Raw genomic sequence first — 12,222 nt, 5'->3', positions numbered from 1 at the left:
ATGATGATGTGCTTCACCGGATACGGGGCATAGAGCGCCGACAAGCCGATGCGAATGACGATGGGACAATTACAGCACGCACAGGGGCGACGGTGGAAGTTGAGGGGCAATCATGAGACACAGAACGTCAAGCTCGTCATATTTCGTCATATTTCGTCACACTGTGATTATTCGAAAAGCCTGCACCCCGCCACCCGTCCATCCGCGCAAACAAAAGCGTCGGCCCGGGCCTAAAACCCGGGCCGACGCTCCCATCTACCCACACGTTACGGGCGGGCAGCACATCAGCCAGTACTACTGCTCAAACTCGCCCGAAGCAATCAGCTGCTCCCGCACCTTACGGCGTAGCACCTTGCCCAGCATCGAACGCGGCAAATCATCCACAACCACGATGCGGCGCGGCACCTTATAGCGAGTCACCTTCGAATAACAATGCTCACGCAGGGTGTGCTCCTCCACCACACGCCCGGGGGCGGGCACCACCGCGGCCACGACCATTTCGCCACCGCCGGGTAGCGGAATACCGACCACCGCCGCATCCGCAACCGTATCGTGTTGCTTGAGGGCGACCTCCACCTCGCTCGGAGAGACGTTGAAACCGCCGGTGATAATAACCTCCTTGATGCGGTCCACGATCTGAATGAAGAAATCCTCATCCAGGCGCACAATATCGCCGGTACGCAACCAGCCGTCGGGGGTGATAGTCTTCGCGGTCTCGTCCTCACGCTTCCAATAACCCATGAAACGCTGAGGACCGTTCACCCACAGCTCGCCCTCCTCGCCAAGGGGCACATCCGCACTCGTCTCCGGATCCACCACACGAATATCGGTAGACGGGAACGGCACACCAATCGAGCCGGCACGGCGCGTATCATTCAACGGATTACACGAAACCAGCGGGGCACACTCGGTCAGGCCGTAACCCTCCACCATGAAACCACCGGAAGCTTCCTCCCACTCGGCAACCAGTTCGGGCGGCAGGTTCATCGCACCCGACACCGCGTAACGGATACCTTCCAGGGACACGCCGCGCTTCTTCGCCTCATCCATCAGGCGACGATACACCGGCGGAACCGCAGGCAGAATTGTCGGACGAGTCTTCTTCATCGCCTTCAAAATCAGGTCCATGTCCACGGTCGGGAATAGCACCAGACGGGCACGGCACAGCGACGCAATCGTCACGCCCAGGGTCATGCCGTACGCGTGGAACAACGGCAGAACCGAGTAAATCACCTCATCATCACCGGGGTTAATCCACGCCTCACCCATACGGCCGTTCGACTCCAGGTTGCGGTGCGTGAGCATCACGCCCTTCGGCAGGCCGGTCGTGCCCGAGGTGTACTGCAACAGCGCAATATCGTGCGCCGTCGGGCGGCGATGCGACGGGTCAATACGCTCACTCTTAAGCAGCTGAGCCCACGAAATAGTCCCCGGAGCGGAACCAGTCAGCTTCTCACGCGAAGCACGCGTACTCTTCAAAGGCAACTTCAACGCGGTACGCATCAGCGCAGGCATCGCCGAAATCATGTTCACCGAATAAATATGGTTCGGGCGGATATCTGCCGGAAGACCCGTAATATGCGAGGCAATCTTGTCCCACACAATCGCGACCTTCGCACCATGATCCTCGAACATGTGACGCAACTCAGCGCCCGTATACAGCGGATTATGCTCCACCACAATCGCGCCCAGACGCAAAATCGCATAAAACGCCGCAATATGCTGAGGACAATTCGGCAAAATCAGCGCCACACGGTCACCGGCCTGCACACCAGCCACGCGCAGGCCCTCCGCCGCACGCTCAATCTGGTCACCCAACTCGGCGTACGTCGTGGTCGCGCCAAAAAACTCCAACGCCACCTTATGCGGTACGGTGCGAACCGCCTCGTCAATGAGGTGGCTCAACGACGTCTCGGGCAGCTCAATATCGCGTACAGTCCACGGAGTATAGTTCTTCAACCAGGGGCGATGCGCCAGAGGGTTCTCGCCGGAATCGGCAGTGGACACGCCGAACACCGCGGCGCTCCCGGGGGTAGTATCCCCCGCATTTATGTTCTTCTGAGCCTCAGTCATGCCTTCGATTGTGCCCGCCGACAGCCCCTCAGCTCAACTTCCAGCACCTTTCCACGCCATCTTCACGGCAGGCTCCCAGCTAACAAAGCCCGCACAGCCTATATCACGCCTCTCCCCCAGGTGCCTTCGACACAACTCTGGGATACTTAAAGCATGAGTAAACGACAGCAGGACATAACCGACGAGCAGTTCAAGCAGCTTCTCCGCGAAATTTCCAAACGATTTGCAATCGCCGGAGGAGTCGTCATTCTCTTTGGACTAGCAATCATCGCCCTGGTCTACCTTATGGGAGGAGCCCACTAATGCACACCCCGCAGCACCCCACCGGCGACGTCTTCAACCGCATGATCTCCGGTGCCGCCTACATGCCCGACGCCGAATGCGCCGCACAGACTAAGCGCATCCACGCCGCCACCGTCCTCGCAGAAGAACACTACGCCCGAGGCGAGCAGGCCCAAGCCATGCACGTCTACCGCGAAAACCTCGGCCACCTGGGCGAGCACTCCCACATCCGCCCCGGCGCACGCTTCGACTACGGCGTGAACACCTACATCGGCGACGGCTCCTTCTTCAACTTCGACTGCGTATTCCTGGACGTCTGCCCGATCCGTATCGGCTCCACCGTGCTCGTCGGCAACAACGTGCAGTTCCTGACCCCCACCCACCCGCTCAACCCCGTCGACCGCGCAGCGTACTGGGAGGGCGGCGAACCCATCACGGTTGAAGACAACGTCTGGATCGGCGGAGGCGCCATCATCCTGGGCGGCGTGACCATCGGCAAGAACTCCGTGATTGGTGCAGGTACCGTCGTCACCAAGGACGTCCCCGCAAACTCCGTCGTCGTAGGCAACCCCGGCCGCGTGGTTCGCACCCTCGACGAGAACGAACGCCCCGCACACCCCCACCCCTACTCCGCCGAATCCATCGAAGAGGCCCGGGCCTTCCAAACCGAACACAGCGAGTAGGCTAAGAGCCGCCCGACCCGCGGGCCACCCACACCGGGTCACCCAACAATCCCAGAGAACCCCGTTAACGGAAACCATGAATACACAACACAACCAGCTGGCAAAGGGCAACAGCAACTCCGCGCCCAGCGACCAGGACCTGTGGGACGCAGCCTTCGCCTCCGACGACCCCACGGTCGTACTGACCGCCGAGGACCTGCAGCAGGCCGCCTCACGCCGCGCCGAATCGCGAACCGCCGACGCCGACGGGGAGGCGACCCGCGCCTTCCCCAGCCCCATCCCGGCCCCCAGCCCGCAGGATGACGGGAACGCCTCGGAGGAGGGGGAAAGCGCCTTCAGCTGGCTCAACACCCCCGGCTCGGATAGTGGTATATCCGCGGGTTCCGCCTCCGCACCGAACGCCGCGGCGAGCACCGCATCTGCCCCGAACGTACCCGAACACCGCGGCACGCAGAACCCCAACAGCCACGGAACGGCACCCGGCGTTACCCCGCAGGGAACACCGCAGAACACCGCACCGCGCGCTCCGGAACAGCCCGCTCAGCGTGGTCGCTTCGCCATCCCCTCCCCCGCAGGTCAGCCCGCACAGCCGCCCGTTATCCAGCCCAGCGAGCCCGTGCTCACCGCCGCCACCGCCCTGCAAATGCAGAAGGAACGGTACTCCCGCATGCACGTGCTCCCGGGCCTACTCGGCTGGCTCGTGGCCATCACCCTTATAGACGGCGGCCGCTGGGGTATCGGCGCCTGGCTCACCGTCACCGGGCAGGAACAATCCCTTGAGTACCACAGCGTCATCGGACGGCTACTCTCCGGAGAATCCTCCGTCATCCCCACGGCAGCCGCCTTGAGCATCCTCATCTTCGGGGCCTACCTCATCGGCGGATACGCCGCCGGACGCATGACGCGATTCGCCGGAACCAAACAGGGCATCGCGGTATGGCTATGGCACATCATGGGCCTCATCGTGGCTTCGCTAGCCACCTACCTGGTGCCGCAAATCTTCCCGAACGGTACCGCCGCATTCTCCATGCAGCGGCTCATGGACGGGGACGCATCTAACGGCCTGCTCGCCATCCTGCTCATCCTGGCGCTCAGCTTCCTGGGAGCCCTCATTGGCGGCGCCTGCGGGCAAATCTACCACCGCCGCGTGGACAAGCACCCACACACCCAGCTGGAGCGCGAGGACGGCTAACCTCCGAAGCACCGGGCACCGCACCGACGCCGGTATAAAACACGAAGACCTCCGACGCACGCTACGTGCGCCGGAGGTCTTCACATTTCACGACTCCTCGGGGCCGCTGAAATTATGCCTAGTGATCCAGCAGCAGGGCCGGTTCCTCCAGGATGGCCGCCACATCAGCCATGAAGCGAGCCGAGAGGTCGCCATCCACCACGCGGTGATCGAACGAGCCACCCAGGGTCGTCACCCAGCGAGGAATCACTTCGCCATCAACCACCCACGGCTTCTGCTTGATCGTACCGAAGGCAACAATCGCAACCTCACCCGGGTTAATAATCGGGGTACCGGTATCAATACCCAGCGAACCAATGTTCGTAATGGTCAGGGTGCCGTTCGCCATCTCAGCGGGCTGAGTCTTACCCTCACGGGCGCGAGTAGTCAGGTTGTTCAGCGCAACCGCCAGCTCACGCAGGGACAGCTCCTGGGCGTCCTTAATGTTCGGAACCATCAGGCCGCGCGGGGTAGCGGCCGCGATACCCAGGTTCATGAAGTGCTTAATCTGAATTTCGCTATCGGTCCAGGTCGCGTTCACCTGCGGGTTACGTTCAGCAGCCCAAATCACCGCGGCGGCCAGAACCAACAACGGAGTGACCTTCACGCCCTCAAAGTGGCGGGACTTCTTCAGGCGCTTGACGAACTCCATGGTGCGGGATGCATCTACGTCCACGAAAATCGACACGTGCGGGGCGCTGAAGGCCGAGGCGACCATAGCCTTCGCGGTGGCCTTACGCACGCCACGCACCGGGATGCGCTCAATGCGGTCGCCCGGGGTGCTTGCATCCTGCCAGAAGGGCTGGCGGGCACCGCTGTGCTGCACGTCCTTCAGGTGGGCAACGTAGTTCATGAGGTCCTGCTTGGTCACCTGGCCGCGGGCGCCGGTAGCGGTCACCTGAGCCAGGTCGACACCGAGTTCCTTAGCGGCCAAACGCACCGGAGGAGCCGCCAGGGTCGGGCGGTACGGAACCTGTTCGGGCGGTAGGGCCGTGGCGGGAGCCGAAGCCTGGGCGGCAACGGGCTCGTGTGCCAGACGCTGAACCACCGAGTTCAGGGGGCTGTTCTCCACAAAGCGAGAGGCACGCTCAGCCAGCTCGCTCAGCAGACCCTGGTTGCGGTTCACCGGAGCGGAGGGGGTGTGCGCCACCGGTGCCTGAGCTGCTTGAGTTGCCGGTGCCGCAGGTGCTACGGAGGCGGCAGGTGCGGGCTGAGTTGCGGAGGCAGGACGCTTGCGCGCGCGACGCTTGACGGCGTCCGCCTTGGGGCCGGACCCAACCAGCGCGGTACCGGATTCGGTCTCCTGCTGGGGGGCTACGGGGGCGGCCGGGGCCGTGCCATCACCACCGGAGATTCGGATGATGGGGGTACCCACCTCGACGGTCTCACCCTCGGCGACCATCAGTTCTTCGACGGTGCCGGCGTAGGGTGAGGGCAGCTCGACAACGCTCTTGGCGGTCTCAATCTCAACCAGCACATCGTTGATAGCTACCTCGGTGCCGGTTGCGACCTTCCAGCTGAGGATTTCAGCCTCGGTCAGGCCTTCGCCCACGTCGGGAAGCGAAAAAATCTGGGACATATCTACCTCTCACTAGGGCATATACCCTATATGGAATATTATGGGCGGTCCTACCCGCCGCGGCGCGCCACCAACCAAAGGCCGACAACACACCTCAGAACGAAGCATCAAGAGGGGGCACACATACCAACCCCGAAAGCCGCGCCTAGTAATCGAAAGCGCGATCAACCGCCTCCAGGATGCGGTCAATATCCGGTACGTACTCCTCCTCCACGCGGGAAACCGGGTACGGCATGTAGTAACCGCCCACGCGAATCACCGGGGCCTGCAGACTGTAGAAGCAACGCTCCGTAATCGCAGCCGACAGCTCACCACCCACACCACCGAACGTGGGAGCCTCATGAGCAATAATCAGTCGGCCAGTCTTCGCCACCGAGGCGGCAACGGTCGGCACATCCAGCGGAGAAATCGAGCGCAGGTCAATTACCTCGATCGAGCGACCGTCTTCCACTGCGGCCTCCGCGGCAGCCAGAGCCACCGGCACCAGCGGACCGTACGCGACAATCGTGGCATCGGTACCCTCACGCACGACCTTGGCGCTAAACGGGTCGAAGGACGTGTCGTTCAGGTCCACGTCTCCCTTGAGCCAGTAGCGGCGCTTCGGCTCAAAGATAATGACCGGATCCGGGCACTCAATCGCCTTGCGAGTCATCCAGTAGGCATCATGCGGGTTCGAAGGGGTCACAATGCGCAGGCCGGCAGTGTGAGCAAACAGCGCCTCGGGTGACTCGGAGTGGTGCTCTACCGAACCAATCACGCCACCGTAGGGAATACGAATCGTCACCGGCACAATGTACTGCTTATCGGTGCGGTTGTGGATCTTCGCAAGCTGGCTCGTAATCTGATTGAACGCAGGGAAGACGAAGCCATCAAACTGAATCTCCGGAACGGGGCGGTAGCCGCGCAGCGCCATGCCGATGGAGCTACCGATAATGCCGGACTCCCCCAGAGGAGTATCCATGACGCGGCGGTTACCGAAGCGGGCCTGCAAGCCCTCGGTCACGCGATACACGCCACCGAGCTTACCAATATCCTCACCGAGTAGAACCACGGTGCGGTCAGCCTCCAGGGCATCCTCCAGGCCGCGGGTAATGGCCTTGGCGAGGGTCAAACGCTCAATGTTTTCGCTCATCTTTACTCCTCTTCAAAGCCTGCATTGTAGGTACGGTAGAATTTACGGTCGTCCTCAACCTGCTGATGCTCCTGGGCGTAGACACGGTCGAAGAAATGCTCAAAATCAGCCACCTCACAAGAAAGCACGGCATCACGCACCCCGGAGGCAACCTTCTGGGCAGACTCAGCCACCTCCTCGAAGAAGGCATCGTCGGCGTAGCCCTGCTCGCGCAGGTACTTCTCAAGACGAATCATGGGGTCGCGATGCAGCGGCCCCTCAAGGTCAGCCTCGGTGCGGTACTTCGTGGGGTCGTCAGCAGTGGTGTGCGGGCCCAGACGGTAGGTTTCAGCCTCGATGAGCACGGGGCCCTTACCAGCACGAATCTTCTCCATAGCGTAACGGGTCACCGCGAGCACGCCCAGGATATCGTTGCCATCCACGCGCAGACCCTCGAAACCGTAACCGACGGCTCGAGTCGAAATCGGCACGCGCGACTGCACCTCGAAGGGAACCGAGATGGCCCAGCGGTTGTTCTGCACGAAGAAAAGCACCGGAGCATCATAGGATGCCGCGAAGACCATGGATTCGTGAACGTCGCCCTCACTGGAGGAACCGTCACCAAAGTAGACCGCGACGGCAGGCTTCTGAGCATCAGTTGCGGGATCGGTGGCCTGACCCTGGCCGGTGGGACGCTTACCGGTTTCAGCTTCGATGTCGGCGTCGAAGTTTAGGCCCATGGCGTAGCCGACGGCGTGCAGAGTCTGGGCGGCCAGCACCTTGGTGTAGGTGTGGAAGTTATGGGCCTTCATATCCCAACCATGGGTGGTGGCGCCACGGAAGATGGTAATCAAATCACGGAAATCCACCCCGCGCACCAGGGCAACGGCATGCTCACGATAGGAGGGGAAGATGTAGTCGTTGGGGGCGTAGGCCAGTGCGGAGCCGACCTGTGCAGCCTCCTGACCTCGGCTAGGAACCCACAGGGCGAGCTGACCCTGACGCTGCAGGGCGGTCGCCTCGTCGTCGAAGCGGCGGGTGGTGTACATGAGGCGGTAGGCCTCGCGCAGGGTATCACCATCGACGTCTTTGACGTATCGGCTGAAGGTGGGGTGTTCGTGGACGGTGCCGTTCTCATCCATGAGCTGGATGCGCTCGGGCACTCCCGGGTACTTGTCGTTCTCGTGCATCTAACCTCCACACGTGACGATGGCTTCGCCTGCGGGCTACCGGGGCCAAGCCTCATTCTCCACGAAAGGTGGAGGGTTGAGAGGCTGATTTACGGCCGGTGCACCATCAGGACTGGGCATATATACCTACCAGTTTACTATTTCGGGCTCTCGGCAATAACGTGCACGCTCAGAACACGCTTGAAAGACCACGTATCGCACGCTACTATTCAGCATTTGAGCGGGTCGAAATCAGTGCCATCGCCCGCCGTTTTTAAGAGCTGAAGGAACCCTCCTATATATTCTGATTATCGAATATATAGGAGGGTTCCTTCACCTTCACGTGCCCAGAACTTCCGCGCAATACCGGCTCGTCCAGCGATGTCGAGCGAGATTAGCCCTTTTGCGCAAAGAGCTCGCACAGGGACAGGAAACGGTCGTTTGCCTCAACCTCGCCAATGCTCACGCGCACGCCCTCGGACCCGAAAGCACGCACGGAAAGAGCATTGCGGTTCATGAGGTCAACGAACTCACCGGTCCGCTCCCCCAGGGGCAGCCACACAAAGTTGGCGTAGGTGCTCGGGAATTCGTAGCCCAGTTCACGCAAGCGGGCCGTGACGCGCTCACGCTCGGCCACGATGTGCTTAACCCGCTCCATGACGGCGTCCTGGTGTTCGATGGAAGCGACGGCGGCCCGCTCGGCCAGGGCAGACACGGCAAAGGGGGTCGCGGCAACCCGCAGGTGGCGGGTAATCTGCGGGTGCGAAATCGAGTAGCCCACACGCAAACCTGCCAGACCCTGCGCCTTGGAGAAAGTGCGCAGGATGATGACGTTCGGGTAGTCGCGGTAGATGTCCAGGCCGTTCAGCGGGGGCTCTTCTCCCTCCGGGATGGAGGAGACCGCACAGAACTCGAAGTAGGCCTCGTCAATCACCACGGGCACGGTAGCCGGCACCTTCGCGAGGAAGGCACGAATCTGGCTCTCGGTCACGGCGGGACCGGTCGGGTTGTTGGGGGTGCACACGAGAATCAGGCGGGTGCGGTCGGTGACGGCTGCGGCCATGGCGTCCAGGTCGTGCGCGCCGTTAGGTAGGTTGGGAACCTGCACGCTACGGGCGCCCATGATGCCGACGAGAATGGGGTAGGCCTCGAAGGAACGCCACGCGTAGATGACCTCATTCTGCCCACCATCGGCCTCAACGCCCGCGAAGGTTTTAATAATCTGGTTGAGCGCACCGAGGCTGCCGGCACCGGTCACGATATCCTCGGCGTCCACGCCCAGCTGCTCGGCGAGGGCGGTGCGCAGGGCGGTCGAGAGAGGGTCGGGGTAGCGGTGCACCGCATCGAATTCGGCCAGCACACGCGCCACCGCGGGCACGGGACCCAGCGGGTTCTCGTTGGAGGAAAGCTTATACCGGGTCAGGCCCTCGACGGGAGCGGGCGGTTTGCCCGCGGCGTAGCTAGGCAGGGTGTCGAAGACGGGGCGGACCGGGATGTTGGCGTGTTCAGCTGACTGGCTCATAGTTCCAGTATGTGCCCGCGAGCGCCGAGGAGCCAGCTCCACCGGGGCGAAGACCAGCATGGGGACAGTAGGTGTATCCCTATACCGGTCTCCGCCACCTCATCTGCTACACTCTCCGCTAGGCGAATGCCGGTTCCCTCTCAGCTGCGATTACATGCCGAGGCTCCGGTGCGGGGTGCACCAGCTCCGGATCAATCGCCTCGGGAGGAATTGGCGTGCGGAACCCCGGATCGATGTCATCGGCCGGTGTCATCGGCATGGGCGCAGGCTTCAAATCCGGCAGGGCAGGAATGAGTGACTCGCCTCCGTCGTAGTCTCCGCCTTGCTTATTAGCACCAACCATATGCGGTGTGGCCGTTATGAGGTCACCAATTCGGGGTAGCGATTCAACCGCGGCTGGGAGGCCATGAATGAGGCGGGGTGCGACGTTCCCAAGGGTGGGTTGTGCTTCTGGGCGCACAATAAATCCGGGGTCGATGTCCTCGGCCGGTGCCATGGGCATGCGGCTGACGGGCTGAGTGTCCTGCGGTGCGTTGACGATGAATCCACGGTTGGCAGAAGCCTCGGTATTGGAGCCCAGCAGCTTTGTGCTTGCGGCTGACAGCACGGGCTGTGCAGGTGCAAGGTTGGGCGCGGGCAAGGAACCTAAATTCGACATCTGCGGCACAGAGGTTTCGGGCCATGCAGGTTGCGGGTTCTGAGGCTCCTGCGGCGGATTCGGATCGGGATGAGAGATGGTCTTCTCAACAGCCTCGATAACGGCAGGGATTTGCTCAACAATCGCCTGTGCGGTTTCTCCGGCTTCTCGTTGAAGACCCTCGACCTTCTGCTTGGCAATCTCCATGCCCCATTGGACGTCTGCCACGGTATTTTCGATTTTCTGCTGTGTATTTTCGATACCGTCTCGCACTGCGCTATCTACTCGGTGCAGTGCTCCATCTGTTAGTTGGTCTGGGACCTCGTATACAATTCGAGGATCAAGTTGCACCCCGGCTTCAAAAGCCTGTTTAGCGTACCTGTCTCCACGCAATCCATACTCGTTCAGACGTTCTTCAGGCTTGTAACCATCTGGCATAGCGGAGCCCGAGGTAACCTTTTGTTCCCCTTGCACGTAACCTTTATTGCCCATGGCTGCCCTGAGAGCGCCCAGAGTCTGGTTTCCATATCCTTCACGTTGCAGGGTTTCCCTATACGCCCCGCCGTCATGTTTGAAATTTGAGACCGTAATTGCGGTATCACGTTCATCGGGACGCCAGCCTCCCTCAGTCCTCAACGCAGAGTCAGGAACCCAGTCTCCATCTCCTTCCACGTAATCCACGGCAAAGTCACGACGTTTAGCCGGTAGACCTCGTAGCGGGGAGGCTTGTGCGTAGACACCCACAATGTTGATTTCTTTAGCGACTTCAGTGCTATTCGCCATGTTGTAGGCAATCATGCCTCCCTGACTGAAGCCCTCCATGTACACACGAGCACCCTGAGGTGCTCCGGCATCACGTAGAGCCTGTAAAACCATCTGATAGGCGGGGTTCTCTAGAGTATCGTTACCCAGTGCTTCGCGAAGAGCCCCAGGGATATCCATTGGAGACCCACCAAGGGAAGAGAAGTTAGTACCCGGAATACTCACGATGTACAGGGCATAGGCAGGGTCGCCTTCGTGTCCTGCTTCGTACATGACGGTGACGAGCACGGCACCGCGTTCGCCCTTAGTCGGGTCCTGTTGGGAACGTTCAAACTCCTGGTCCTGCGCCTTAGCAGCCGCTTGCAGACGTTCAGCGCTAGCATCCACCGTGAGACGGTCCTTCTCGCCGGAATGTGCGCTGACCCCGTAATCGTCGGCTGAGGCAGTGCGCATGTTATGCGCTTTCTTATCAGAATCCGGATCACGGAGGGGTCCAACGATTCCAACTCCGCCTACGGCCAAGACTTTTTCAATGATTCCCTGGGGTATTTTTGTTACAGCGGAGAGTCGCCCAGCAATACGCTGACGAGCAATTTCGGGATTCCATTTGGCATCCATGTAGGCAGTGAAGCCGAAGATAATGGCTGCTACTACAGGTGAATGAGGCAATACCCAATAGGCTGAGAAGTACCCAAGCTCGGGTAACGTCAGCCGGATAAGGTACAGGCTCTCACCGGGGTCGCCAGCGAGGGCGCCGCGAATGTGGGTTCGCGTCGCCACCCCGTCAGGAAGCGTGCCGTCCTTTGCAATGCCCATGGAATCAAACCAGCCTGCGACGGTATTCTCGACCTGCAGGTAGGCACTGTGGGCGTAGCGCACGGCCGTTGCTGTAGCCACCAGCTCAGCGGCGCTTTCACCCATCCCGCCGGCCAGCGCGGCACACTGGCCACTGGCCTGCCGGGCGCGCGCGTTGACCCCGAGAAAGAGCATCGTCTCTGCACCGATACTCGAGATGGGCACCGGGCGTTCAGCACAGCTTTGGCTGGCGTGGGTGAGGGAATCGGCGATGAGGGGCATCTCTTCCAGTGTGACGGTGATGGTTGCCCCGGTGAAGGCTGAGCCGCTCCCCTCGACGGGAAGGGCGTACGTTGCGTTGGTCATGGGTTCTCCTAG

At 61.2% G+C, this 12,222-nt stretch carries 9 protein-coding genes; 3 read left to right on the top strand and 6 right to left on the bottom strand.

Annotated features, from left to right (window positions below):
• Positions 1 to 294: 294 nt before the first annotated feature.
• A complete protein-coding gene (locus tag JX292_RS00570; protein ID WP_239653552.1) occupies positions 295 to 2,073 on the bottom strand; it encodes a long-chain-fatty-acid--CoA ligase in 1,779 nt (592 codons plus the stop codon).
• Positions 2,074 to 2,226: 153 nt separating this feature from the next.
• On the opposite strand from JX292_RS00570, the gene JX292_RS00565 reads away from it, so the two are divergent.
• The 3 genes from JX292_RS00565 (at position 2,227) to JX292_RS00555 (ending at position 4,230) form a co-directional block, all read left to right on the top strand.
• Positions 2,227 to 2,376: a hypothetical protein gene (locus JX292_RS00565; protein WP_204860322.1), complete on the top strand. Its 150-nt coding sequence runs from the start codon at positions 2,227 to 2,229 to the stop codon at positions 2,374 to 2,376.
• A complete protein-coding gene (locus tag JX292_RS00560; protein WP_204860320.1) occupies positions 2,376 to 3,038 on the top strand; it encodes a sugar O-acetyltransferase in 663 nt (220 codons plus the stop codon). Before JX292_RS00565 ends, JX292_RS00560 begins: the two co-directional genes overlap by 1 nt.
• Positions 3,039 to 3,114: 76 nt before the next feature.
• Entirely contained in the window at positions 3,115 to 4,230 is a 1,116-nt protein-coding gene (locus tag JX292_RS00555) for a hypothetical protein (protein WP_204860318.1), read from the top strand.
• A 118-nt stretch (positions 4,231 to 4,348) separates the two neighbouring features.
• On the opposite strand, the gene JX292_RS00550 is transcribed toward JX292_RS00555, so the two are convergent.
• The 5 genes from JX292_RS00550 to JX292_RS00530 all read right to left on the bottom strand — a co-directional run bounded on the left by JX292_RS00550 (position 4,349) and on the right by JX292_RS00530 (position 12,210).
• Entirely contained in the window at positions 4,349 to 5,848 is a 1,500-nt protein-coding gene (locus tag JX292_RS00550) for a dihydrolipoamide acetyltransferase family protein (protein WP_204860316.1), read from the bottom strand.
• Positions 5,849 to 5,993: 145 nt separating this feature from the next.
• Positions 5,994 to 6,980, bottom strand: coding sequence for an alpha-ketoacid dehydrogenase subunit beta (locus JX292_RS00545; RefSeq protein ID WP_204860314.1), 987 nt, complete (start codon positions 6,978 to 6,980; stop codon positions 5,994 to 5,996).
• A gap of 2 nt (positions 6,981 to 6,982) precedes the next feature.
• The gene (locus JX292_RS00540) at positions 6,983 to 8,149 is read right to left on the bottom strand and encodes a thiamine pyrophosphate-dependent enzyme (protein ID WP_204860312.1); all 1,167 of its coding nucleotides are present in this window, start codon (positions 8,147 to 8,149) and stop codon (positions 6,983 to 6,985) included.
• Between the two features lie 373 nt (positions 8,150 to 8,522).
• Positions 8,523 to 9,650 carry a histidinol-phosphate transaminase gene (locus JX292_RS00535; protein WP_204860311.1) on the bottom strand — a complete coding sequence of 376 codons (1,128 nt, stop codon included), beginning with the start codon at positions 9,648 to 9,650 and terminating at the stop codon, positions 8,523 to 8,525.
• Positions 9,651 to 9,768: 118 nt separating this feature from the next.
• Complete coding sequence (locus tag JX292_RS00530) at positions 9,769 to 12,210, bottom strand: extensin (protein WP_204860309.1); 2,442 nt, start codon at positions 12,208 to 12,210, stop codon at positions 9,769 to 9,771.
• Positions 12,211 to 12,222 lie beyond the last annotated feature (12 nt).

It is taken from the genome of Rothia mucilaginosa (assembly GCF_901875305.1).
GTDB lineage: Bacteria > Actinomycetota > Actinomycetes > Actinomycetales > Micrococcaceae > Rothia.
Note: the sequence above shows the minus strand (reverse complement) of the source record. Positions and strands in the feature narration are given on the sequence as shown.